19 protein-coding genes and 1 tRNA gene are annotated in these 24,987 nt (G+C 29.1%); 3 read left to right on the top strand and 17 right to left on the bottom strand.

All coding sequences use genetic code 11. The features are described 5' to 3' along the window. Positions 1-2: 2 nt before the first annotated feature. The 3 genes from AC5SLW_RS00215 to AC5SLW_RS00205 all read right to left on the bottom strand — a co-directional run bounded on the left by AC5SLW_RS00215 (position 3) and on the right by AC5SLW_RS00205 (position 3,014). The gene (locus AC5SLW_RS00215) at positions 3-2,060 is read right to left on the bottom strand and encodes a DNA gyrase subunit B (RefSeq protein ID WP_494575160.1); all 2,058 of its coding nucleotides are present in this window, start codon (positions 2,058-2,060) and stop codon (positions 3-5) included. Positions 2,061-2,175: 115 nt separating this feature from the next. Continuing rightward, positions 2,176-2,265 (bottom strand) — tRNA-Ser (locus tag AC5SLW_RS00210). 11 nt (positions 2,266-2,276) lie between these two features. Further along, positions 2,277-3,014, bottom strand: coding sequence for a class I SAM-dependent methyltransferase (locus AC5SLW_RS00205; protein ID WP_494575158.1), 738 nt, complete (start codon positions 3,012-3,014; stop codon positions 2,277-2,279). 125 nt (positions 3,015-3,139) lie between these two features. Here AC5SLW_RS00205 and AC5SLW_RS00200 point away from each other — a divergent pair, with 125 nt between their 5' ends. Further along, the gene (locus tag AC5SLW_RS00200) at positions 3,140-4,156 is read left to right on the top strand and encodes a glycosyltransferase family 61 protein (protein ID WP_494575156.1); all 1,017 of its coding nucleotides are present in this window, start codon (positions 3,140-3,142) and stop codon (positions 4,154-4,156) included. Between the two features lie 10 nt (positions 4,157-4,166). Here AC5SLW_RS00200 and AC5SLW_RS00195 read toward each other — a convergent pair whose 3' ends face one another. From AC5SLW_RS00195 to AC5SLW_RS00150, 10 genes are read right to left on the bottom strand one after another with little or no spacing between them, the layout of a single operon-like run. Beyond that, positions 4,167-4,976: a glycosyltransferase family 17 protein gene (locus tag AC5SLW_RS00195; protein WP_494575154.1), complete on the bottom strand. Its 810-nt coding sequence runs from the start codon at positions 4,974-4,976 to the stop codon at positions 4,167-4,169. Further along, entirely contained in the window at positions 4,969-5,994 is a 1,026-nt protein-coding gene (locus AC5SLW_RS00190) for a Gfo/Idh/MocA family protein (protein WP_494575152.1), read from the bottom strand. The genes AC5SLW_RS00195 and AC5SLW_RS00190 overlap by 8 nt, the downstream gene beginning before the upstream one ends. Positions 5,995-5,997: 3 nt before the next feature. Then, positions 5,998-7,803, bottom strand: a complete 1,806-nt coding sequence (lepA, locus tag AC5SLW_RS00185) for a translation elongation factor 4 (protein WP_494575150.1) — start codon at positions 7,801-7,803, stop codon at positions 5,998-6,000. Positions 7,804-7,805: 2 nt separating this feature from the next. Then, the gene (gene pheT / locus AC5SLW_RS00180) at positions 7,806-10,214 is read right to left on the bottom strand and encodes a phenylalanine--tRNA ligase subunit beta (protein WP_494575148.1); all 2,409 of its coding nucleotides are present in this window, start codon (positions 10,212-10,214) and stop codon (positions 7,806-7,808) included. Further along, complete coding sequence (gene pheS, locus AC5SLW_RS00175) at positions 10,211-11,278, bottom strand: phenylalanine--tRNA ligase subunit alpha (protein WP_006997460.1); 1,068 nt, start codon at positions 11,276-11,278, stop codon at positions 10,211-10,213. The genes pheT and pheS overlap by 4 nt, the downstream gene beginning before the upstream one ends. A 43-nt stretch (positions 11,279-11,321) precedes the next feature. Next, a complete protein-coding gene (gene rplT, locus AC5SLW_RS00170) occupies positions 11,322-11,678 on the bottom strand; it encodes a 50S ribosomal protein L20 (protein ID WP_006997461.1) in 357 nt (118 codons plus the stop codon). Position 11,679: 1 nt separating this feature from the next. Beyond that, the gene (gene rpmI / locus AC5SLW_RS00165; protein ID WP_006997462.1) at positions 11,680-11,886 is read right to left on the bottom strand and encodes a 50S ribosomal protein L35; all 207 of its coding nucleotides are present in this window, start codon (positions 11,884-11,886) and stop codon (positions 11,680-11,682) included. 53 nt (positions 11,887-11,939) lie between these two features. Continuing rightward, positions 11,940-12,485 carry a translation initiation factor IF-3 gene (gene infC / locus AC5SLW_RS00160; RefSeq protein ID WP_006997463.1) on the bottom strand — a complete coding sequence of 182 codons (546 nt, stop codon included), beginning with the start codon at positions 12,483-12,485 and terminating at the stop codon, positions 11,940-11,942. Then, positions 12,486-14,402, bottom strand: coding sequence for a threonine--tRNA ligase (thrS, locus tag AC5SLW_RS00155; protein WP_020169017.1), 1,917 nt, complete (start codon positions 14,400-14,402; stop codon positions 12,486-12,488). Next, positions 14,403-15,557 (bottom strand): glycosyltransferase family 4 protein, encoded by a 1,155-nt coding sequence (locus tag AC5SLW_RS00150; protein ID WP_494575145.1) that lies wholly within the window; start codon positions 15,555-15,557, stop codon positions 14,403-14,405. 42 nt (positions 15,558-15,599) lie between these two features. On the opposite strand from AC5SLW_RS00150, the gene AC5SLW_RS00145 reads away from it, so the two are divergent. Continuing rightward, the gene (locus tag AC5SLW_RS00145; RefSeq protein ID WP_494575143.1) at positions 15,600-16,355 is read left to right on the top strand and encodes an alpha/beta hydrolase; all 756 of its coding nucleotides are present in this window, start codon (positions 15,600-15,602) and stop codon (positions 16,353-16,355) included. Here the strand turns inward: AC5SLW_RS00145 and AC5SLW_RS00140 are convergent. The 3 genes from AC5SLW_RS00140 to AC5SLW_RS00130 are packed head-to-tail and all read right to left on the bottom strand — an operon-like array spanning position 16,326 to position 23,147. After that, positions 16,326-17,201, bottom strand: a complete 876-nt coding sequence (locus AC5SLW_RS00140; protein WP_494575141.1) for a Rossmann-fold NAD(P)-binding domain-containing protein — start codon at positions 17,199-17,201, stop codon at positions 16,326-16,328. The two genes, AC5SLW_RS00145 and AC5SLW_RS00140, sit on opposite strands and share 30 nt — an antisense overlap. Before the next feature lies 1 nt (position 17,202). Beyond that, complete coding sequence (gene gltB, locus AC5SLW_RS00135; protein WP_494575139.1) at positions 17,203-21,708, bottom strand: glutamate synthase large subunit; 4,506 nt, start codon at positions 21,706-21,708, stop codon at positions 17,203-17,205. Then, a complete protein-coding gene (locus AC5SLW_RS00130) occupies positions 21,708-23,147 on the bottom strand; it encodes an NAD(P)-dependent oxidoreductase (protein ID WP_018413760.1) in 1,440 nt (479 codons plus the stop codon). Before AC5SLW_RS00130 ends, gltB begins: the two co-directional genes overlap by 1 nt. A 184-nt stretch (positions 23,148-23,331) precedes the next feature. Here AC5SLW_RS00130 and AC5SLW_RS00125 point away from each other — a divergent pair, with 184 nt between their 5' ends. Continuing rightward, positions 23,332-24,102 (top strand): undecaprenyl-diphosphate phosphatase, encoded by a 771-nt coding sequence (locus AC5SLW_RS00125; protein ID WP_271615747.1) that lies wholly within the window; start codon positions 23,332-23,334, stop codon positions 24,100-24,102. Here AC5SLW_RS00125 and AC5SLW_RS00120 read toward each other — a convergent pair. Continuing rightward, the gene (locus tag AC5SLW_RS00120) at positions 24,099-24,986 is read right to left on the bottom strand and encodes a DMT family transporter (protein WP_011281704.1); all 888 of its coding nucleotides are present in this window, start codon (positions 24,984-24,986) and stop codon (positions 24,099-24,101) included. The genes AC5SLW_RS00125 and AC5SLW_RS00120 overlap by 4 nt on opposite strands. Between the last annotated feature and the right edge of the window lies 1 nt (position 24,987).

Here is a 24,987-nt window from a genome sequence, read left to right as displayed (position 1 = left end):
TATTAAATATCTAGATTTTGAACATTAATTGCATTTGAAACAATAAAATCTTTTCTCAATGCAACATCATTACCCATTAATGTGTGTATTAAATCTTGATCTTTTTTTGTATCTTTTGAGTATTGTACTTGTAATAAATTTCTTGTTTCAGGGTCTAACGTAGTATTCCATAGCTCTTCTGGGTTCATCTCTCCTAATCCCTTAAACCTTTGAATGCTCATTCTAGATTTTTCATCTTCATAAGCTTTAGTGAATTCTTTTGTTCCTTTTTTAATTTTTTGTAATTCTTTGTTATTCTTTAAAATATAATCTTCTAACTCTTTTTCATCTTTTATATAAATGCCTTTTGTTCCTTTATTGATCTTGAATAAAGGCGGCTGTGCAAGATAAACATGTCCATTTTCAATTAGTTTATTAAATGGCTTATTGTTAAAGAATGTTAGTAATAATGCTCGTATATGAGAACCATCAACATCAGCATCAGTCATGATAATAATTTTTCCATATCTTAAATCTTTCAAATCAATATCTTCAACTTTTGGATCAAGGCCAAGTGCATTAATTAAAGTCACAACCTCATTAGATGACATCATTTTTGCTAAAGATTTTGTTCTATGTTCGCTACCATCTCTATTGCTATTTTTTTTAAGAACAATCTCTTCCACATAGGTATTAAGAATTTTACCTCTAAGGGGTAAAACAGCTTGATTTGACCTATTTCTTCCTTGTTTAGCAGAACCACCCGCAGAATCTCCCTCAACAATAAACAATTCTGTTCCTTCTTGTTTGCCTATTTGACAATCTGCTAATTTTCCAGGTAATCCACTTAATTCTAAAGCACCTTTACGTCTAACATTTTCTCTAGCTTTTCTAGCAACGTCTCTTGCAAGAGCTGCCTGCATTACTTTAGCTAAAATAATCTTAGATAAAGTTGGGTTTTGATCAAACCATATTGAAAGTTTTTCACTAACAATACTTTCTACAATCATTCTAACTTCTGATGAAACAAGCTTATCTTTTGTTTGAGAAGAAAATTTAGGATCAGGTATCTTTGCTGAAATTACACATGTAAGACCCTCTTTAATATCGTCTCCTGAAATAGTTAATTTATTTTTTTTTAATAAATTATGTTCTGTAGCATATTTATTAATGACTCTAGTAAGGGCACTCCTAAATCCTAATAAATGGGTACCACCATCCTTTTGATAAATGTTATTTGTATATGGATAGATGTCTTCTCCATAACTTGCATTCCACTTTAAAGAACATTCAATTTCAATATTATCTTTTTTTCCTTCAATATAAATAGGCTTCTTAAATAAATCATTACCTGTTTTATTTACAAGTTTTTCTCTTTTTTCGTCTAAAAAATCAACAAATTCTAAAACTCCTCCATCAAACTTAAATACAATTATTTTTTCTTTTTTTTGATTTAAATCGTTAACAGTTATTTTTATTCCCTTATTCAAAAATGCAAGTTCACGCATTCTTTTAATAATTATATTTGGAGTAAATTTAATTGAAGAAAATATTTCTTTTGATGGTAAAAAAGTTATTTGCGTTCCAGTTTCTTTTGATTTTCCTATAACTTTAAGAGGTGCTTTTGAGGCTCCATCTTTAAATTCGATAAAATATCTATTTCCATCTCTGTCGATTTCTAATTTTAATTTTTCTGATAATGCATTTACAACTGAAACTCCAACACCATGTAAACCACCCGATACTTTGTATGAATCATGATCAAATTTTCCTCCAGCATGGAGCTGAGTCATAATAACCTCTGCAGCAGACATTTTTTCGCCCTTATGCATATCAACAGGTATTCCTCTACCGTCATCTCTAACTGTAATTGTTCCGTCAGAGTTTATTTTAATATCTATATTTTTACAGTGTCCTGCTAAAGCTTCGTCTATAGAATTATCAACAACCTCATAGACCATATGATGCAAACCAGTTCCATCATCAGTATCACCAATGTACATTCCTGGTCTTTTTCTAACAGCTTCAAGACCTTTTAAAACTTTAATGGAGTCTGCCTGATATGTATTTTTATTTGTCATTTTTTTAATTTTGGAAAAGAAAAATTATAACATTTTTTTAAAAAAATGCTGATTTATCTTAACAAGAAAATCATAAAATACCTAAATAACTGTCTGATAAATAAAGTTTATTTAATGGTGGAGAGAATGGGATTCGAACCCATGATAGAGTTTCCCCCATACACGCTTTCCAAGCGTGCGCCTTCAACCACTCGGCCACCTCTCCAGTATTAATATTTATAAAATAAACTTATTTTTTTGGATTACTAGTTGATATCCAATAGAAACAATTCTTAAATTAAAAAAATTTTCGGATAAAAATTGTTTAACACCACCAATTGGATTTAAATTTATTTCATCGTAATAATCCCAAAGAAAATCATCAAATACAATAAAGCCTCCTTTATTAAGTAATTTAAATGAATTTCTTGCATCTCTTAAAACGTTATCAGAATGATGATTTCCATCAATATAAATTAAATCAAATTTTTCATTTAAATTTTTTTTAAAAAATTCATCTGATGTAGTTTTACTTAGCCTAACTCTTGTATGGAATTCTTTAGTATTATTTTTGAAATTTTCAAATACTTGATTAAAATCTTTATCTTTATTTTCCTCAAAACTTGAAAATGGATCAACACAATGTATATTTGAATTTTTTAAAGTGCTTAGAAAAAATAGTGTTGATAAACCCTCAAAACACCCAATTTCCAAAATATTCATATTTTTTTCTGTTAAATTGTATTTGTATATAATTCTTGAAAGATACTTAATATTATAAGAAAACCAATCTTGAGAAAAGCTTCCTTTACTTTTTAAACCAGGCGCTGACTGATTAATTTTTAAATATTTCTTCTGGAATTTTTTATCTAAAAAGCTAAATTTTCTAAATATAAATAATCTTAATATTAAATAAATTGTGATTAATAAATTTTTTTTAAAAGATTTAAATATAAACTTATAATATTGATTCATTATGTTAAAAATGATGTTATAACAAATCTAAGAAAAATTCCTATATAAATTATATTTTAAAATAAAAACAATAAATTTCATTTATGAAGCTTTTATATAAAATTTTTATCATTAAGTTATTTAAAATGATTTATGGAAAAATTAATAAATCGAAAAAAAAAATAAATAATAATGAATTAAAAATTACTAATTTAAATTTTTATAAAAAAAAGTTTAAATTATACGAGTTTTGTAAAGGTAGAATTTATACAGATTGTAACACAAACGTTGCTTATATTTTAAAAAATAATCAAATAAATAATTTTTCTTATCAGCAAAATGGAGATAAAATAAGTTCAGTAAAATATAATTCTGTTTTAAAAATTGGCACCCCTAAACTAAAAAAAAAATTTAAAGGAAAAGTTTTTTCTTTAATACAAGGTGCGAGTGGCAATAACTACTGGCACTGGCTATTTGATTTATTACCTAAAATTGAAATTCTTTATGTAAATAAAATGATAAATTACTTCGATTATTTTTATATTCCAAAAACAAATAATTATATAGTCGATACATTAAAAATTTATGGTATTAAAGAAAGCCAACTAATAGACAGTCAAAAATTTAAGCATATCGATGCTGATAAAATCTCTGTCTTAGAAAATATTTATCTAAAATCTGGTGATTTCCATAAGCAATTTGAAAATATTCCATTAAATATTATAAAGAAAATTAGAAACAGACTTATAAATTTCAAAAATAAAAAATTTAACTATAAAAAGATATATATTGATAGGTCAGATTCAAAATTTAATCATTATCAATTTTATGAAAATGACAAAATAATTGATATTTTAAAGAAAAAAAATTTTGCAATATTTAAATTATCAAAATTAAGTATATTTGATCAGATTTCATTATTTAACTCATCAAAATTAATAGTTGGATTGCACGGTGCAGGATTTGCAAACATAATTTTTTGTAAAAAAAAAACAAAAGTGTATGAAATAATTAAAAAAAATGACTCTAAAAGAAATGCAATTAAAACTATTGCAAATTATTCTAAACTTAAACATAAAAAATTAATTATTAATAATTACAAAAGATTTGATGGAAATGAGCTGCTAATTTTTAATAAAAAACACTTAGATTTATTCAAATGAATTTGAAAATTTAAATTATCCAATCATCAAATTTTTCTTTATTTTTTATTATAAAATCTGGAAAAGAATTGTCTAACTTTACTTTAATATATTTATGTTCCCTTTCAAAGAGATCTGAGTAACTTTCTATTTTATCTTTAATAATTTCTTCTTTTGAAAATTTGTCGCTAGAAAATTCACTATGTGCAAATGTTTTTAGTTTAGTAGAGATTTCACTCGGTAAAAGAATATTGTTAAAATGCCAGCCAGCATTATTAAACAATTCAATACTTTTTTCTTTATCAAACCTAAAAAACTTATACTTTAAATTTTTTGATTTAATTTTTTGCCTCATAAAATCAATAGATTTTAAATTTTTTTTCTGTGCAACTCTAGTACCTTCCCATGGGGTTTCATATGGATTAAAAAGGTTAAACTTAAAATTAAAACATTTTTGGAGAAATATCCCATATTTTTTTTTTAAACTAAAATTAACCAGTAAATTTGGGTCAGGAATCTCATCTGGATCAGAGAAAAAAATATAATCTTCTTCATCTAAAAAATCTGTACATTTTAACAAAAATTCTCTTTGTATAGCTTGATTTTTCCATGGATCATCATTTTCATTAAATGGTTTTTCTATGAAAAAATATTTAACTTTATTTTGATCAAAATCTTTTTTCCAAATAAAATTTTTATTTTTCTCAATTCCTTTGTGATTATACTTTGACTCACAGATTATAAAATAATCTACATAATTTTTTAAAATATTATATCTCAAATCAAACATAAAATTATTATCAAAAAAAGTTATACAATCAGCTAATTTTTTTTTAGGCATTAATCCAACTTTCTAAAATTTTTGTATTTAAAATTGTGTCATTAATTGTGAAACCTGGAAAATATGTTTTTTTTTTATTGTCCAATAAGCTTTTACTTATATTTTCTATTTGATATGAATATATGTTAGATGATTCTTCATTAAATATTTTAGTTCTATCTTTACCAATTTTTTTTTCTATCAGAGAAGCACCATGCCAAGCATCTTTAATCAATAAAGATCCTTTTTCACCAATAATGACTGTATCTTTATAATCATCTTTAAATGAAGATTTAATTTTTGATTTAAAACCATTTTCAAAGATTAAATCAGCCTCTGCCTCTATATCAACACCAGTTGAGCCAATTTCTTTTTTTATATTTCTCAATTTAAAATTTTTTAAGTTTAACCCATCAATTAATGACGCAATTAAAAGACTGAATGATATAGTATAACAACCTAAATCAAGAATACTACCACCTCCTAGATCTTTATTAAATAATCTATTTTCTGGCTTTATTTTTCTTTTTTTTGTAAAAAAGAAAAATTTTTTCTTAAATAATAGATTGTTTGAAAATGTAGTTTCCATTGAAATTAATTTTCCTAATTGATTTGTTTTCAAAATTTCAATTACCTTTTTGATTTGTGGGTAATACCTGTACATATAACCTTCACTGAAAAATAAATTTCTATCAATAATTTCCTTCTCTATTTTTTTTGCCTCTGTGAGGTTTCTTACAGCTGGTTTTTCAGTCAAAATATTTTTATTTTTTTCAATACATTTCAAAATCCATTGAAAATGAAGATTATTTGGTAAGGCTATGTAAACTATATCAACATCCCCACATTTAATTAAATCTTCATAATTATTAAAAAGATACTTTTTTTCTAATTTAAAATTACTTTTGTATTGATCTAATTTTTCATTTTTATTACTAGAAACTGCAAGCAACCGCGCATTGTCACAATTAAGAAAACCTTCTGAAAAACTTTGAGCAATATCCCCTAAACCTATTATCCCCCAATTAATTTTTTTCATTATCTATTCTTTTTGTATTTTTAAGACACCAATAAAAGCTTCCTGTGGAATTTCAACCTTTCCAAATTGTTTGCCTCTAGCTTTACCCTTTTTTTGTTTGTCTAATAGTTTTCTTTTTCTATCTCTAGCTCCACCACCATGAATTTTTGTTAAAACATCTTTTTTAAAACCCTTAATAGTCTCTCTTGCTATAATTTTTCCTCCAATTGCTGCCTGCACTGGAATCATAAAATTATGACGTGGGATTAAATCTTTTAATTTTTCACATACCTCTCTTCCAACAGTTTGAGCAAAATCTTTATGAACCATCATTGATAAAGCGTCAACTGGCTCAGCATTAACAAGTATTCCTAATTTTACTAAATCTCCCTCTCTATGACCTATGATCTCATAATCAAAACTTGCATAGCCACTAGTCATTGATTTAAGCCTATCATTAAAATCAAAAACAACTTCATTTAGAGGGATTTCATAATTTAAAACAGCTCTATTACCCGAATAACTTAAGTTTGTTTGTACTCCTCTTTTATCCTGACAAACTTTTATAATCGCTCCTAGATATTGATCTGGTGTAATAATTGTTGCTTTAATCCAAGGCTCTTCAATAAACTTGATTAAAGTAGGTTCTGGTAAACTTGAAGGGTTTTGTAGCTCTATTATGTCTCCTTTGTTCATATGAACTTTATAAACAACCCCTGGTGTTGTGGTTAATAAATTTATATCAAATTCTCTTTCTAATCTTTCAGTTATAATTTCTAAATGCAAGAGACCTAAAAAGCCACATCTAAAGCCAAGACCTAACGCAGATGAAGATTCTGCCTCATATGAAAAACTAGCATCATTTAATTGAAGTTTTCCTAAACCATCTTTTAATTTTTGGTATTCAGAGCTATCTACAGGAAACAAACCACAAAATACAACTGGTTTACTAGGTTTAAACCCAGGAAGTGCTTCCTGAGGTGGTTTAGTTGCATCACAAATAGTATCTCCCACTTTTGTTTCTGATAAAATTTTTATTCCTGTTGTTATAAAACCAATTTCTCCTGCGTTTAATTCATTAACATCAGTTGCTTTTGGAGTAAATACACCTACTTTTTCAATTATATATTCTTGTTCAGTAGACATCATTTTAATCTTCATATTTTTTGAAATTTTTCCATTAATAACTCTAACTAGAATAACCACCCCTAAATAAGTGTCATACCAACTGTCAACTAATAAGCATTTTAAATCAGCATCTTTTTCTCCTTCTGGAGCTGGTAGTGACACAATAATTTGTTCTAGAATTTCTCCTATACCCTCACCTGTTTTTCCAGAGCAAGGTATGGCATTTTCAGTATCAATACCTATGACCTCTTCTATTTGCTTCTTTGTTTTTTCTAAGTCTGATGCTGGTAAATCAACTTTATTTAGTACAGGTACTATCTCATGCTTGGTATCTAAAGCTTGATAAACATTAGCCAATGTTTGAGCCTCTACTCCTTGGGTACTATCAACAATTAAAATAGATCCCTCACATGCATACAGAGATCTACTAACTTCATAGCTAAAATCTACGTGTCCTGGAGTATCAATTATGTTTAGAATGTACTCTTTACCATCTTTTGCTTTATAATTAAGTTTAACTGTTTGAGCTTTAATAGTTATGCCTCTTTCTCTCTCAATATCCATTGAGTCTAGAACTTGGGCCTTCATTTCTCTTTCGGTTAGACCACCACAACTATGAATTATCCTATCTGCAATTGTTGATTTACCATGATCAATATGCGCAATGATTGCAAAGTTTCTGATGTGATCAATTTTTGTCATGATTATGATCTAATCTTAGCACCAGTTTTGGATTCAACAGCAGAAATAATAAGTTGATTAATTTTGTTTAAATCATCCTCAGCCAAAGTTTTTTCTAAAGATTGAATAATTACATTTAATGCAATTGATTTTTTACCTTCAGGAATATTCTCTCCTTCATAAACATCAAATACTTTGACAGATTTTATTAACTCTTTGTCTACATTAGAGATGGTTTCAATTAATTCTTGAACTTTAAAATTTTTATCTAAAACAAAAGCAAAATCTCTTTCTGATTTTTGAAAATCTGAATATTTATACTGAGTTTTTTGATCTTTTAATGATTTTTTTGGCTGTTTTAAATTGTCTAAAAATATTTCAAAACCCACTAAAGACTCAACTTTAATATCTAATTTTTTTAATATACCTGGGTGAATATCACCAAAAAAAGCAACTATTTTTTCTTTTCCTTTGTTAAGAAATATTCTTCCTGATTTTCCAGGGTGATAATAGCTTGGTGTTTCATCGTCAATATAGAGCTTATCTTTATTATAACCTGCTTCAACTAAACTTTTGATAACATCACTTTTAACATCAAACACATCTATTAATCTTTCTTTTTCCAGCCAGCTCTGCCTAGCCAATTTTCCTGATCTTAATCCAGTAGCGACTGTCTGTTGCTCACCTGGCTCAGATCCTAAAAAAGTTGGACCTATTTCAAAAAATGACAAATCTTTAAATCCTCTTCCTAAATTCTTATTCAAATGAATTATCAAATTAGAAAAAATTGAACTTCGCAAAACGTTCAAATCAGAACTTATAGGATTAATTATTTTAATTTCTTTATTATTTTCAATGAATAGTTGATTAATTTTGCTGTCGGTAAAAGACCATGTGATAGCTTCAAAATACCCCTTAGAAGCAATAGATCTTTGTAAAAAATGAAATAATTTTTGTTTTAAATTTAATGTTTGTTTTTTTCTAACTTTTTCTGGTTCAATAATTTTAATTTGATCATAGCCCTTGATTCTTACAAGTTCTTCTACCACATCAACTTCTTGTGAAATATCTGGTCTCCAAGATGGTATAACGGCATCTAGCATTCCCTTGTTTTCTTTAATTTCAAATCCTAGGTTATCTAAGATTTTTATCATTTCTTTTATATCAATATTAAATCCAGTAATTTTTTCAAACAAAGAAGGATCAAATTTTAATGATTTTTTTTTAACATCTTCAATTTTTTGAATATCAAATTCACTAACTTCACCACCACATATTTCTTGGATTAAATTAGCTGCTCTTTCAAGTCCTTGATCAATTGATAATGGATCAATACCTCTTTCAAATCTAAATTTTGCATCCGTATCTATATTCAAGATTTTAGATGATTTTCTGATTGATCGTGGACTAAAGTAAGCAGACTCAATTAACACATTCTTTGTATCTAGTTCAGTTCCAGTTCTTGTGCCTCCTATTATTCCTCCGAGACCTAATACGCCTGACGCATCTGATATGACACACATCTCATCCTCTAATTTATACTCCTTATTATCTAATGCTTCGAATGTTTCACCTTTTTTAGAATTTCTTACAACTATTCCTTTATCTATTTTATCAACATCATATGCATGAAGTGGTCTATTCAAATCAAACATTACATAATTTGTAATATCAACTATTGCCGAAATAGGTTTTTGGCCTAGAGCAATTATTTTGTCTTTTAGCCACTCTGGACTTTCAGTATTTTTTACTCCTTTAATTAAACAACTACCAAAGGATATACATGCTTGATTTTTTTCATTTTCAATTTTTACACTAATTGTTTGTTTATTTTTTTTATCGAGTTTTTTTTCTTTTTGATTTATTAATCTTCCTGCGCCTGCAGCAGCTAAATCTCTTGCTATTCCTCTAACCCCTAAGCAATCTGCTCTATTTGGTGTAATAGAAATATCAATTACATTTAAATTTTTTTTTGGAAAATAATTTTCTCCTACTTTTTTGTTATATTTTTCTGGTAAAAGCTCTGTTATGCCATCACTTTCGTTTGATAGGTTAAGTTCAGATTCTGAACAAAGCATTCCATATGAGGTTACACCTCTTATTTTACTTACCACCAATTTCATTTGACTTTTTGGCACTACAGCACCAGGAGGGGCATAAATTGTTAATAAACCCTCTTTAGCATTTAGAGCTCCACAAACAACTTTTACTGGTTTGCCCGAACCTATATCAACATCACATACTCTAAGCCTATCAGCATCAGGATGCTTTTCAGCCTTCAAAATTTTGGCAATTACAAATTGATCAAGCTCTCCTGATTGACTATCAACACCCTCTACTTCTAAACCAATATCTGTAAGTTTATCGATGATTTGATTTTCATTAAGTTTGGTATCTAAATGATCTTTGAGCCATGCTGTTGTAATCTTCATCGGCTTAAGCCCCTATAGTTTGTTGGGACATCTATTGGATCAAATCCAAAATGATTTAGCCATCTATAGTCACAATCAAAAAAGGCTCTTAAATCATTAATGCCATATTTCAACATTGCGAGCCTATCTATTCCTATTCCAAATGCATAACCTTGGAATTCATCAGGGTTTACTTTCACATTTTTTAAAACATTGGGATGAACCATTCCACAACCTAAAACTTCTAGCCATTTATCACCTTCCCCAATTACTATTTTTCCATCTTTTATTTCATAACCAATATCAACTTCTGCAGATGGCTCTGTAAATGGGAAATGACTAGGTCTAAATCTCATTTTAATTTTATCAACCTCAAAAAACTCTTTAATAAAATAATTTAAGCATCCTTTTAAATGCCCCATATTTATATTTTTATCAATATGTAGCCCTTCAACTTGATGAAACATTGGAGTATGAGTTTGATCACTGTCAGATCTATATGTTCGCCCTGGCGCTATTATTTTAAAAGGTGGTTTATCATTAAGCATTGTTCTAATTTGAACTGGTGAAGTATGTGTTCTTAAAAGTAGCTCTTTTGTATCATCTAGATAAAAAGTATCATGCATATCTCTTGCAGGATGGTTATCAGGTGTATTTAACGCAGTAAAATTATTATATTCATTTTCAACATCTGGTCCCTCTTCTACACTAAAACCAATTTCTGAAAAAATTGAAGAAATTTCATCTATAACTTGAGATACAGGATGAATTTTTCCCTGAACAAAAGGTCTCTCTGGTAAAGTTATATCTATTTTTTCTTTTTCTAATTTTTTGTTAATCTCTTTTTTTTCAATATCATCAATTTTTATAGTAATTAAATTTTCAAGTTCACTTTTGACTAAGTTTAAATCTGATGCAAATTTTTTTCTTTCTTCTTCTGCTAATTTTCCAAGCTGTTTAAATTGTGAGCTGATTAACCCAGTTTTACCAAATAGTTCTGTTTTAATTTGATTAACTTGATTTAAATCCAAATTTTCTTTTAACTTTAAAAGAAATTCATCTTTTATTTTTTTAATATCAGACATATTGAGAGATTATTTCTTCACCGAAGAAAAACAATAGTGAAGATTAATTTAGTGCCGATTGAGCTTTTTGAACGATCGTTTTAAAGGCTTCTGGGCTATCGTATGCTATTTCAGCTAGTATTTTTCTATCTAACTTAATTCCACATTTAGTTAAACCATTAATAAATTTTGAATAAGTTATTCCTTCAGATCTAACGCCTGCATTAATTCTTTGTATCCATAAAGATTTAAACTCTCTTTTTTTAGTTCTACGATCTCTGTATGCATATTGCATAGCTTTTTCCATAGCTTGCTTTGCAACTCTTATAGTGCTTTTTCTTCTGCCCCATTGACCTTTGACAGCTTTTAAAACTTTTTTATGTTTTGCGTGACTTGTTACGCCTCTTTTTACTCTAGCCATTTTATCCTCTTAAACTGTAAGGCATGTATGATTTAACTATTTTGCCATCTTGTTTTGACATAGCAGTCGTGCCTCTTAATTTTCTAATTTGTGAATTTGTTCTTTTTATCATACCATGTCTCTTTCCAGCTTGAGCCATCATAACTTTCCCTGTAGCTGAGATTTTAAATCTTTTTTTTGCTGAACTTTTAGTTTTTAATTTTGGCATAATTCTGCGGACTTATACAAATATTGGAATGGATTTACAACCTCTATTAAGCCTTATAAAGGCTGGATAACCATGATCATTTGTTTACCATCAAACTTTGGGTGCAATTCAACTTTGCCAATATCTTGCATATCAGCTTTTATTTTATCCATTAATTCTCTACCTAAGTGTGAGTGTTGTAGCTCTCTACCCTTAAATCGTATTGTAAATTTTACCTTGTCACCTTTTCCAATAAATTTTTTAGCATTTTTAACTTTAAAATCATAATCATGAGTTTCTGTAACTGGTCTCATTTTAATTTCTTTTAATAAAACTATTTTTTGTTTCTTTTTAGCAACATTTGCTTTTTTTTGAGCATCATATTTAAATTTACCCATATCAATAATTTTACATACAGGTGGTTTTGCGTTTGGAGCTATTTCAATTAAATCCAATCCTTGCTCTTTAGCCATTGATATAGCTTCATTTGTATTAATGATTCCTATATTTTCACCATCGCTTCCAATTACTTGAACCTCAGGTGAAGAAATTCTATTGTTAGATCTTGGACCTTTATCTTTAGTTCTTCTTTGAAAATAATTTTGTTTAAAATCTGCCACTTAGTTTGAGGATGCTTTGTTTAAAGCTGAGAAAGTTTCTAAGAATAAGTTTAATTCCATATTTTCTTGTTTGTTCGTATCCAATCTTCTAATCGTTACTGAGTTACTGTCAACTTCTTTTTTTCCACAAATCAATAAAAGTGGTATTTTTGATAGTGAATGTTCTCTAATTTTATAATTTAAGTTATGGTTTTTTAAATCTACCTCAGAGCTTATGCCTGCATTGTTAATTTTTTCATTTACTTCTTTTGCATAAGAATCAAATTCCTCTGAAATTGGAATTACAACAGCTTGTAAAGGAGCTATCCAAAATGGAAATTTGCCTGCATAATTTTCTATAAGAATTCCAATAAATCTTTCTAATGATCCAAATAACGCCCTGTGAAGCATTACAGGAATTTTTTTAGTTCCATCTTTATCAACGAAAGAAGCATCTAATCTTCCTGGTAAATTAAGGTCTACTTGTAAAGTTCCACATTGCCAATCCCTACCAATAGCATCTCGTAAAACAAATTCAATTTTTGGACCATAGAATGCTCCCTCTCCTTTATTAATTGTGTATTGAAGCTTTGAAGCTTTAACTGCATCTAATAAAGCTTTTTCAGCTTTGTCCCAAACATTATCATCACCAACTCTTAAGTCTGGTCTATCTGAGTATTTTAATATTACATCTTCAAATCCAAGATCTTTATAAATATCTAAAATTAAATTAGTAACAATCAAACATTCTGATGTAATTTGATCTTCTGTGCAAAAAATATGAGCATCGTCTTGAGTAAAAGCTCTAACTCTTAAAAGTCCATGTAAAGCACCTGAAGGCTCATATCTGTGTACTTTTCCAAATTCTGAAATTCTTAAAGGAAGATCTCGGTAACTTTTTAATCCTTGATTAAAAACTTGTACGTGACCTGGGCAATTCATTGGTTTTATTGCAAATATTTTTTCATCTGGTGTTTGAGAAGTATACATATGCTCTCCATATTTTTCCCAGTGGCCAGATTTTTCCCAAAGAGATCTATCTAAAATTTCAGGAGTGTTCACTTCTTTGTAGCCAGCTTTTTCTTGTCTAGCTCTCATATATGCAACTAATTTTTGAAATAACTTCCAACCTTTTTCATGCCAAAATACTGATCCTGGACTTTCTTCCCTAAAGTGAAATAAATCCATTTCTTTTCCAAGTTTTCTGTGGTCTCTTTTTTCTGCTTCTTCTATTCTTTTTAAATATTCATCTAAATCTTTTTGTGATGCCCAACTTGTTCCATAAATTCTTTGCAACATTTCATTATTTGAGTCACCCCTCCAATAAGCCCCTGATACCTTTGTTAATTTAAAGTACTTACCAATTTTTCCCGTTGAAGAAAGATGAGGGCCTCTGCATAAATCATGCCAGTCTCCATGAAAATATATAGAAACATCTTCACCCTGTGGAATACTTTCAATAATTTCAGCCTTGTATATTTCTCCTTTATCTTTGAAATGAGATATGGCTTTATCTCTTTTCCAAACTTCTCTTGTAGTTGGAACATCTCTATCAACGATTTCTTTCATTTTATTTTCAATTTTATTTAAATCATCTTCTGTAAAGGGTTCTTTTCTTGAAAAATCATAATAAAATCCATTTTCTATAATTGGACCAATGGTTACTTGCGTTCCTGGAAAGAGTTCTTGAACTGCCATTGCAGTTATATGGGCCGTATCATGACGAATAGTTTCTAAACCTTCTTTATCTTTTGAAGTAAAAATTTTAACTGAGCAATCCTCATCAATAACAAAACTTAAATCCTTAAGTTCTTCATTAACACTAATAATAGTTGCCTGCTTTGATAAAGATTTACTAATCTTTTCAGCAACCTCAAGTCCTGTTACTTTATTTGGAAATTCAATAGTGTTTCCATCTGGCAATGTTATTAATGGCATTTAATTTAATAATTTTTTGTATTCTGAATATGTAGAAAAACACATTTTTTCAACATTAAATTTTTTAATTATATTTTTTCTACCTTCTATACCAATAGATTTCAATCTAGATTCGTCTAATTGTAAGACTTCTATTATTTTTTTACTCAAAGCTTCTGCATTACCAGACTGAAATAAAAAACCTGTCACGTTATCAATAATAGTTTCGTTAGATCCCCCAATATCACTTGCTATTATTGGTTTTTCCATTGATTGAGCTTCAACTGCTACCCTTCCAAAAGCTTCAGGTTCTACTGAGGCTGAAACAACAATGTCTGATATTTTATAGGCTAACGGCATATTTTTACAATGTTCTATAAATTTTAACTGACTAGTTAGCCTATATTGCTCAGCCAATCTTTTAATTTTTTTGGTATAAATGTCTCTTCCTTGATCGCTACCCAAAATAATAGCATTAAAAGACTCATACCCCAGTTCTTTATTAACAAGATTTAATGCCTCAATAAATGTCTCCTGACCTTTCCAAGCAGTTAACCGACCTGGCATTAGGATCGTTTTTTTATTTCTATCAACATCCCAATCTGAAATAAGTCTGTTTTCTTCACTGTCTAAAATTGTTGATAATTCAAAATAATCGACATTAATTCCCCTAAAAATTACCAAGAATTTTTTTTTTAAATCTAAATATTTTGAATAATTTTGATTAATATGTGAAAAAATAAAATTTGATCCTGCTATAATTAAATCCGATCTAACCATTACTGAATTATAGAATTTTTTAATTGAGTTTTTAAAATTATAAGTACCATGAAAGGTTGTAACAAACTTTCTTCTTGTAATTTTTGTTGCAAACAAACAAGACCAAGCTGGAGCACGACTTCTTGCATGAACAATTGATATATTATTTAGTAAAATAATAAAAATCAAAGCTATTGAATTAAAGAGCATTAAAAATGGATTTTTACTATGGACGGGAAGTTTTATTACTTTTACTTTTTTTTTATCAATAAATTTTAATAACTCTCCTCCACTAGTTACTATATAAGAAATACAATTATTTTCTGGTAAATAGTGTGCAAGATCGTAACAGCCTGTTTCTGCACCACCATATCCAAGTTTAGGAATTACTTGCAGTACTTTTAATTCTGAAGACATTTGATAGAACTATATATTAAGAATTAATTCTAATAAACTTATATGAATAAATTTAAATACATTAAGATCCTTAATAACAGGCAAATAAGATATTTAAGTAAGGATTATAGAGATAATCTTTATATTATTTTTTTACATGGTTTTATGTCAAGCATTGAAGGTGAAAAACCTCAAGCAATACTAAAATTTGCAAAAAAAAATAAGCTTGGTTTTCTTGCTCTTGAATATTCTGGTCATGGAAAATCCTCAGGAAAATTTACCGAGGGAAATATCACACAATGGTCAAAAGAAGTTGAAATAGTAATAAAAAAAATAGTTAAAAAAAATAAATTTATCTTAGTTGGTTCAAGTATGGGAGCGTGGCTCTCGTTAAATCAATTTAAATATTTTAAAGATCAAATTAAAGGTTTTTTAGGAATTGGTTCAGCTCCAGAGTTTTTACAAAACCTAATGTGGAAAAAATTTACAAAAAAAATGAAAAATGAAACTATAAAGAAAGGAATTTATAACTTAAAACATGGTAATTATGAGTATCCAATCACTTATCAGTTAATAAAAGATGGTAGAAAAAATAAAATCTTGAATAAAAACATTAAATCCAAAATCAATGTAACTATGATTCATGGAAGTAAAGATGAAGTTGTTCCAACAAGTTATTCTAGAAAAGTTCTTAAGTTATTTACTAAAGCTAATAAAAAATTAGTGATAATAAAAAATGGTGATCACAGCTTATCAAGTAAACGAGGTTTAAAAAAAATACTCTTAGAGCTAAATAAAATTACAACTAATATGGTTTAATCCTTCGATATAGCTTGGAAATTTTAAATTATAATCAAAATAACTTTTCATCTTTTTGTTGCTAACTTTTTTAGACTCATTATAAAAATTTTTCAACATCTCACTTTTAATTTGGTCAACTTCAATTTTTTCGATATTTTCAATATTTAATATCTTTGCTCCAAATAAAGTAACCTCTTCAGATGTAGAGGGTTTATCATCAGATAGATTGTATATTTCTCCTGACTTAAATTTTGATAAAGATTTAAATAATATATTTGAAATATCATCTACATGAATTCTAGAAAAAAAATGATTTTTTTTGTTGATCAATTTCACGCCTCCTGATTTTAGACGTATTAAAATATTTTTTTCATTAGAATAAATTCCAGATAACCTAAATATCTGAATTGGTATTTTCTTATTTTTTTCTAGAGAAAACCATGCATTTTCAGCTTTCAATCTTGCTATACCATTATTTGAAATTGGGTTTGTTTTGCTATTTTCATTAACCCACTCTCCCTTATGATCACCATAAATACTAGTTGCTGATAAGTATGTTATCCATTTTACTTTGGAATTTTCTATAAATTTAGAAAAATTTTTTATAACTAAATCTTCTTGATCTTCTGGTGGTATAGAAACTAAGATATGATCTGCTTCTTTTAATTTTACAACTAAATTTTGATCAAATTTTTCGCTATTAAATAGATAGCTATTATAATTAATACCATTGAATGTTTTTTTTGAAGACTCACTTCTAGAGGTTGCTGACAAATTGATATTATACTGCTCAACACTAAGCTTCTTTATAAAATTTTTTGCTACTTGGCCAAAACCAAAACAAAAAATATTTATATCCTTCATTTTAACTAACTTCTTTTATAATAGATTTTAAACTTATTGGGTTTTTTAGCTTATCAATCATTTCTTTTGGACAAACTTGAATAAAATTAGAAATTTCTCTATCAAAATTTTCTATAATCTTTTTAGAAAAATCCGAATTTGTCTCCTGGTGATGTTCTTGAACTAAATTTTTTAAATAAGTTATCCAATAATCTGTTTCAGGCGTTAGCCATACTACAGTCTCTGGGTTTACTTTTTTATCAAATTTCTTATTTATATCGTAAATAAACGCCATTCCGCCAGTCATTCCAGCTCCAAAATTGTCTCCTACATCACCTAGAATTATAACTGTGCCACCAGTCATATATTCACAAGCATTAGAATCGCATCCTTCAATAACTGAAATTGATCCTGAATTTCTTACCGCATACCTTTCTCCAGCTTGACCTGCTGCAAAAAGTTTTCCAGATGTTGCTCCATACAAAACTGTATTTCCTATTATGGTATTCTCATGTGAAACTAGATTACTTTCGTCTGGAAGTTTAACTACCACTGTTGCGCCTGATAAACCTTTGCCAACATAATCATTAGCATCACCTTTTAAAATAAGTTTTAAGCCTTTTATTGCAAATGCACCAAATGACTGTCCAGCTGATCCTTTAAACTTTAAAGATAAAAAGCCATCCTCTAGTTTTTCAGATCCATATTTTTCATAAAGATGATTAGAAATTCTTGTTCCAACTGTCCTATGAGTATTTTTAATAATATATTCCTTTTCAATAATTTTTACTTTTCCAATTTGTTCTTTAATTTCAGGTAAAATTTCTTGATCCAATGTATCTGGAACAGAATTTATTTCTGGAACTGTACAGTGCCTTGTGTTCTCACCAGCATCTGTTTGAACAAATAAAGGGTTTAGGTCTAAATCATCTAAGTTTGGTGAAGCTTTACTTACCTGTCTTAATAAATCAGTCCTACCAATTATTTCATTTAATGATTTAAATCCTATTTGTGCTAAAATTTCTCTTACTTCCTCAGCTATAAATTTAAATAAGTTGACTACCTTTTCTGGCGTACCAGAAAATTTTTCTCTTAGTTTTTCATCTTGAGTACAAACTCCAACTGGACATGTGTTTGAGTGACACTGTCTAACCATTATACATCCCATGGCTACTAAAGCTGTAGTAGCTACTCCATATTCTTCTGCTCCCATCATGGCTGCAATAACAACATCTCTTCCTGTTTTAATTCCACCATCTGTTCTTAGAGTAACTTTATGCCTTAAATTATTTAAAGTTAAAACTTGATTAGCCTCAGTTAATCCCATCTCCCAAGGTATCCCCACATATTTAACACTTGTTTGTGGTGTAGCTCCTGTTCCTCCATTATGTCCAGAAATTAAAATTATATCTGCTTTAGCTTTAGCTACCCCAGCTGCGATTGTTCCTATCCCAGAAGATGCTACTAATTTTACACCAACTCTTGCTTTTGGATTGGCTTGTTTAAGATCGTAAATTAATTGAGCTAAATCCTCGATAGAATAAATATCATGGTGAGGTGGTGGTGATATTAGGGTTACACCCGGAGTTGAATGTCTTAATTTGGCAATTTCTTCCGTAACTTTAAACCCTGGTAATTGACCTCCCTCACCAGGTTTTGCTCCTTGTGCAATTTTAATCTCTATTTCGTTACAGTTATTTAGATATTTAAGTGTTACTCCAAATCTTGCTGAGGCTATTTGCTTAACTCTAGAATTAGCACTATCTCCGTTTTCCATCTTAATAAATCTTTTTTCATCTTCTCCACCTTCACCACTACAAGAGGCTCCTTTAATTCTATTCATTCCTATAGCTAATGTTTCGTGTGCTTCTTTCGATAATGCACCATGAGACATACTTCCACTTCCAAATCTTGTTAAAATATTTTCGATTGGTTCTACTTCTGAAATATCTAAGGATGGGTTTAAATTTTTATCTCTAAATCCAATCAAGTCTCTAAGGTGTATAGGAGGAAGATTATAAATACCTTCTGCATATTTTTTATAAGCTTCAAAAGAATTTGATGAAACTGCACTTTGCAAAAGATGAATGAGCTTACCTTGATATTGATGAGTTTCACCATCCTTTCTATATCTATAAATTCCTCCAATTGGTAAAACTACATCCGTTCCTTCAAATGCTTCTTTGTGAATAGTTCTTAATTTTTTTTCTATTCCATTTAACCCTATGCCTGAAATCTTTGATAAAATTCCTGGAAAGTATTCTGATGCTACTGTTCTACTCAAACCAACTGTTTCGAAATTACATCCACCTCTATAAGAGCTTATGACCGAAATTCCCATTTTTGACATTATTTTCAGAAGTCCATAATTTACCGATTGTATATATCTAGCTATGCATTCATCGTACTCAAACTTTCCAAATAATTTTTTTTCAAACCTTTGATATAAACTATCCAGTGCTAAATAAGGATTAACAGTAGTTGCTCCAACACCTATAAGTGTTGCAAATGAATGCGTGTCTAATGCTTCTCCAGTTTGAGCATTGATTGATGCATAGCCTCTTAATTTTTTTTTAATAAGATAAGTATTTATTGCACCAACACATAATAGCATTGGGATGGGTAATCTTTTTTCAGAAATATTTTTATCACTTAAAACTAATTGCGTAAGGCCTTGTCGAACTGCAATTTCAGACTCTTTTCTAATTCTCTCAATAGAAGTTTCAAGATTTTCACTTTTATCAAAAGTACAATCAATTGTTATTGATTTTTCCCCAAAAAAATTAATAAATTTTTCTAATTGAGAATTTGATAATATGGGGCTGTCTAAAACGTATATGTTTTCTTCTGTTAAATTAGTGAAATCTAAAATATTTCCAAGATTACCAAAACGAGTTTTTAAACTCATAACCTTGTTTTCTCTTAAAGAATCAATTGGTGGATTTGTAACTTGACTAAAATTTTGTCTAAAAAAATGGTAAAGCGGTCTATAACGGTCAGACAATACTGCAAGTGGAGTGTCATCACCCATAGAACCAATGGCTTCTTTTGCATCTTCTGCCATCGGATGAAGAATAAGCTCCAGATCTTCTAAACTATAACCAAATGTATGTTGTCTTTTTTTTAACTCATCACCTGAAAAAGTAGATTTTTCATTCTTTATTGGGAATTTCTTTTCTAAATCAATTATTTGATTGTTAAAATGTTTAAACTCTTTTGCTAGATAGTCTTTTATTTCAACATTAGAAAATACTTTACCTTTAGCTATTCTAACTCCAAGAATTTCTCCAGGTCCTAATCTACCCTTTTTAAGAATTTGCTTCTCATCGATTTCAACCATTCCCGTTTCTGATCCTGCACACAATATTTTATCTTTTGAAATAGTATATCTCATTGGGCGTAACCCATTTCTATCAGCAGCTACTATAGCCCATTCATTATCAGTAGCTGCAATAGCGGCTGGTCCATCCCATGGCTCCATTGTACTATTTAAAAAATTAAATAGTTGTTGGTGATCTTTTGATAATGTTTGACTTTTTTTAGACCATGCATCTGGAATTAACATTAATTTTGCAAGGGGTGCTGATTGGCCAGAAATATTTAAAAGTTCAAAAACACTATCTAGTGCAGCAGAGTCTGATGATCCTGGTTGTATAACTGGTTTTAAATTTTCCATATTATCAAATAATGGACTATTCATTTCTTGCTCATGAACTTTCATCCAGTTTGTATTTCCTTTGAATGTATTTATTTCTCCATTATGAGCTAATGCTCTAAAAGGTTGTGCCAGATCCCAACTAGGTGCTGTGTTTGTTGAAAATCTTTGATGAAATATTGCAAATCGAGATATAAACCTCTCATCCTTTAAATCTAAATAAAAATCTGCAATAGACTCCGCTAAAAACATGCCCTTATAAATAACTGACTTAGAACTTATTGAACAAATATAAAAACCTTCTATCGCATCTTTAATAGCTTCTTTTTCAATTTTTCTTCTTGATTCATAAATTTTTCTTTCTAACTCTTTTTCTGTTAAATCTTTATTATTATGTTTAAATAATACTTGAGTAATTTCTGGTCTTGTAAGATTTGCCTTTTCACCTAAAACTTTTGGATTTACTGGAACCTGTCTCCATCCATAAATACTAAAATTACTTTTTGTTAATTCACTTTCAACTAAAGTTCTTGCATTTTCTTGTGCTTGATAATTGTTTCTGGGTAAAAAAATCATACCCACACAAATTTCTGAACCATCATGGTCATGACCTGTGATTTCTATCTTTTCAGCAAAGAAGTCTGAGGGGATTTCTAAATGGATTCCAGCTCCATCACCTGTTTTTCCATCAGCATCAACTGCTCCTCTGTGCCAAACCGCTTTTAGGGCATTAATTCCATATTCTACTACTTTCCTTGATTTTTTACCTTCTGTAGAAGCAATTAACCCTACTCCACAAGCGTCATGCTCCATTTCTTTAGAATAAACATGACCATCCTCAAGAATTTTAAGATTTTTTTTATAATTTTTCATTAAGCAACCTTCTCTTTACTGAGTTCTTTGGTCTCTAAAAAATTTTTTATTGATACTGCTACATCTCTTCCGTCTTTTATGGCCCAGACAACTAAAGATGCACCCCTAATAATATCTCCAGCTGCAAACACACCTGGTAAATTTGTCTCCATAGTATCAAAATTGGTTTTTAATGTTCCCCATTTAGTAACTTGTAGATCCTCAGAACCAAATAGTTTTGGTAAATTTTCTGGATCAAAACCAAGAGCCTTAATTACTATGTCTGCCTTAATATTAAAGTGAGAATTATTCTGAATTTCTGGTTTACGTCTTCCACTGTCATCAGGTTCCCCAAGTTTGATCTTATCCACCATCAAACCTTCAACTTTATTTGTTCCAATAAATTCTTTGGGACTAGATAGCCATACAAACTCTACTCCCTCTTCCTCTGCATTGGCTACCTCTCTTGCAGATCCAGGCATATTTTCTTTGTCTCTCCTGTAAAGGCATTTAACTGATTTTGCTTTTTGTCTGATTGAAGTTCTAACACAGTCCATTGCAGTGTCACCTCCTCCAATTACTACAATATTTTTTCCTTCAGCATTTAAAGTTCCATTATCAAATAATTCTACCTTGTCTCCTAATCCTTTTTTATTTGAAGCTGTTAAAAATTCCATGGCTGGAAATATATTTCCTAAATCTTTTCCTGGAAGATCTATTTCTCGAGCTTTATAAACTCCAGTTGCAATTAAAAGAGCATCATGTTTTTTTCTTAATTGCTCTAATGTAGCATCTTTTCCAACTTCAAAATTTTGAACAAATTTAATTCCACCTTCTTCTAATAATTTGGTTCTTCTCTCTACAACAAATTTTTCTAATTTAAAATTTGGAATGCCATAAATCATTAAACCACCAGCTCTATCATATCGATCGTATACTGTAATTTGATATCCTGACTTACGTAACTGCTCCGCAGCAGCTAGACCAGCTGGGCCTGCTCCTATAATTCCAATACTTTGACTCTTTTCATTTTTAACCTTTATTGGATTTACCCATCCTTGTTCCCAAGCATTATCAGTAATATACTTCTCAACTGAACCTATAGTTACAGTTCCATGTCCTGATTGTTCAATTACACAATTTCCTTCACACAATCTATCTTGTGGACATATTCTTCCACACACCTCTGGCATGTTGTTAGTGCTTTGAGATAATTCGTAAGCCTCTTTTAATCGTCCTTCTGCAGTTAATTTTAGCCAATCTGGAATATTATTACTTAATGGACAATGGACCTGGCAAAAAGGAACTCCACATTGAGAACACCTGCTAGATTGTTCGCTTGCTTTATCGTTAATAAATTCCTTATAAATTTCGTTAAAGTCTTCTTTTCTATTTCCAACTTCTCTTTTAGGTGGAGTTTGTTGACCTATTTTAACAAATTTAAGCATATTTTCTGACATATTTAACCCTCAATAAATTTAGCATATATCAAGGTTTTATGTAATAAAAGACAAACAAGGTCAGCATATATGACCTTAAATTTGAAATAAATCCAATTAAATCTTAATATTTTAATTTATGCATATCTAATATGTTAAAATGGAATTGTTTAAATTATTGAATATTTAAGCTACGAAGCATTAAATGTTCTCAAATATTATTGAAATTATAATCTTATCAATAGTTCAGGGAATATCAGAATTTTTACCAATTAGTTCATCAGCTCACTTGAATATTGTTGAGATAATATTTGAGTTTAATTCTAACTCACTAATGATTGATGTTAGTCTCCATCTTGGCTCTTTACTTGCAATAGTCTTTTATTTTAGAAGAGAGTTATCAGACCTTAGAAATAATCAAAAGTTATTATCTTTATTAATTATTGGCTCAATACCAATTGTAATAGCTGGCTACGTAATCAGCTCCACAGGTCTAGTTAACCTATTAGAAAACAATTTAAAGATAATCGCTTGGACAACATTAATTTTTGGAATTATCTTATATCTCGCAGATAAAAGTAAATTTGATAAAAAAATATCATCTAATTTAAATTTTAAAACAATACTATATATTGGTTTGTTCCAAATACTTGCTTTAATACCTGGTGTGAGTAGGGCAGGAATTACAATAACAGCTGCAAGACTTTTTAGATTTAATAGATTTGATTCAAGTAAAATTTCTTTTTTACTAGCTATACCTGCTATAGCTGGAGCAAGTGTGCTGCAGTTAAAAAATGCCATTGGTCAAAGCTTTGAGCTTAACTATCTTGTACTAATATCAATCACTCTTTCTTTTTTATTTTCTTATTTTACAGTTAAGTTTTTCCTAGATTATATAAACAAATTTTCTTTGAATGTTTTTGTTATTTACAGAATAATTATTTCAATAATTCTGTTTATAATAATATATAATTAATTTTTTTTTAATATTGGTGCTAATTGTGAAAACAAAACACCAAATAAAATAAATAAACATCCAAATAAATTATTTATATCTAAAATTTGATCTAATAAAATCCAAGCAGCAATTGTCGCAAAAACACCCTCTAAAGAAAAGATTATTGCTGAGGGAGCAGGGGATATATTTTTTTGTGCATATATTTGTAAAACAAATGCAAGACCTCCAGACAAAATTCCAGCATATAAGATTTGAAATTTTTCTTTAAGAATATTGGACCAAATAAAATCTTCAAAAATTAATCCTATAATTAATGATAGCGAGGAAACAATTAAAGTTTGAATCGCACCAATTGTTAATGGAAGATTATATTTTTCTATAATTTTGCCAGTAAAAATAATGTGTGTACTCCAGAAAAATGCGCCTATTATTATAAGTGCATCACCATTTCTAACTGTTGCGCTATAAAAATTAGTTAACAAATAACCTCCCATCACACAAAGAAGAACAGAAGGCCAAATACTCCAGTGAATTGGCTTTTTATACATGAAAAAAATTATAAACGGAACCATTGGCACATAAAAAATCGTAAAGAATGCCGCATTAGCAACATCTGTATAGAGTAAAGCTACTTGTTGAAGTGCTGATCCCAAAAATAAAGATAGGCCTATTAAAATAGCCAAGTTGATAAATTCTTTTTGATTTTTTTGTACTGATTTTGATATTTTTTTTCTTTCAAAAATAAAGGCTAATGGAGCTACTACTAAAAAACCAACAAAAAACCTGACAGCATTAAAAGTGAAAGGGCCAATGTCGTCCATTCCAGTATCTTGAGCTATAAAAGTCGTTCCCCATATGAATGTACATAATAATGCACAAAATAATGATGATGTTTTTGACATT

The organism is Candidatus Pelagibacter sp. PS_40 (assembly GCF_059417765.1).
The sequence above is the reverse complement of the archived record's forward strand: the minus strand, read 5'-3'. Positions and strand labels throughout refer to the sequence as shown.

Bases quoted from the DNA above. Each gene is read 5' to 3' on its own strand.
- AC5SLW_RS00215 (WP_494575160.1), bottom strand. From the start codon at position 2,060: ATGACAAATAAAAATACATATCAGGCAGACTCCATTAAAGTTTTAAAA.
- AC5SLW_RS00205 (WP_494575158.1), bottom strand. From the start codon at position 3,014: ATGAATCAATATTATAAGTTTATATTTAAATCTTTTAAAAAAAATTTA.
- AC5SLW_RS00200 (WP_494575156.1), top strand. From the start codon at position 3,140: ATGATTTATGGAAAAATTAATAAATCGAAAAAAAAAATAAATAATAAT.
- AC5SLW_RS00195 (WP_494575154.1), bottom strand. From the start codon at position 4,976: ATGCCTAAAAAAAAATTAGCTGATTGTATAACTTTTTTTGATAATAAT.
- AC5SLW_RS00190 (WP_494575152.1), bottom strand. From the start codon at position 5,994: ATGAAAAAAATTAATTGGGGGATAATAGGTTTAGGGGATATTGCTCAA.
- lepA (WP_494575150.1), bottom strand. From the start codon at position 7,803: ATGACAAAAATTGATCACATCAGAAACTTTGCAATCATTGCGCATATT.
- pheT (WP_494575148.1), bottom strand. From the start codon at position 10,214: ATGAAGATTACAACAGCATGGCTCAAAGATCATTTAGATACCAAACTT.
- pheS (WP_006997460.1), bottom strand. From the start codon at position 11,278: ATGTCTGATATTAAAAAAATAAAAGATGAATTTCTTTTAAAGTTAAAA.
- rplT (WP_006997461.1), bottom strand. From the start codon at position 11,678: ATGGCTAGAGTAAAAAGAGGCGTAACAAGTCACGCAAAACATAAAAAA.
- rpmI (WP_006997462.1), bottom strand. From the start codon at position 11,886: ATGCCAAAATTAAAAACTAAAAGTTCAGCAAAAAAAAGATTTAAAATC.
- thrS (WP_020169017.1), bottom strand. From the start codon at position 14,402: ATGCCATTAATAACATTGCCAGATGGAAACACTATTGAATTTCCAAAT.
- AC5SLW_RS00150 (WP_494575145.1), bottom strand. From the start codon at position 15,557: ATGTCTTCAGAATTAAAAGTACTGCAAGTAATTCCTAAACTTGGATAT.
- AC5SLW_RS00145 (WP_494575143.1), top strand. From the start codon at position 15,600: ATGAATAAATTTAAATACATTAAGATCCTTAATAACAGGCAAATAAGA.
- AC5SLW_RS00140 (WP_494575141.1), bottom strand. From the start codon at position 17,201: ATGAAGGATATAAATATTTTTTGTTTTGGTTTTGGCCAAGTAGCAAAA.
- gltB (WP_494575139.1), bottom strand. From the start codon at position 21,708: ATGAAAAATTATAAAAAAAATCTTAAAATTCTTGAGGATGGTCATGTT.
- AC5SLW_RS00130 (WP_018413760.1), bottom strand. From the start codon at position 23,147: ATGTCAGAAAATATGCTTAAATTTGTTAAAATAGGTCAACAAACTCCA.
- AC5SLW_RS00125 (WP_271615747.1), top strand. From the start codon at position 23,332: ATGTTCTCAAATATTATTGAAATTATAATCTTATCAATAGTTCAGGGA.
- AC5SLW_RS00120 (WP_011281704.1), bottom strand. From the start codon at position 24,986: ATGTCAAAAACATCATCATTATTTTGTGCATTATTATGTACATTCATA.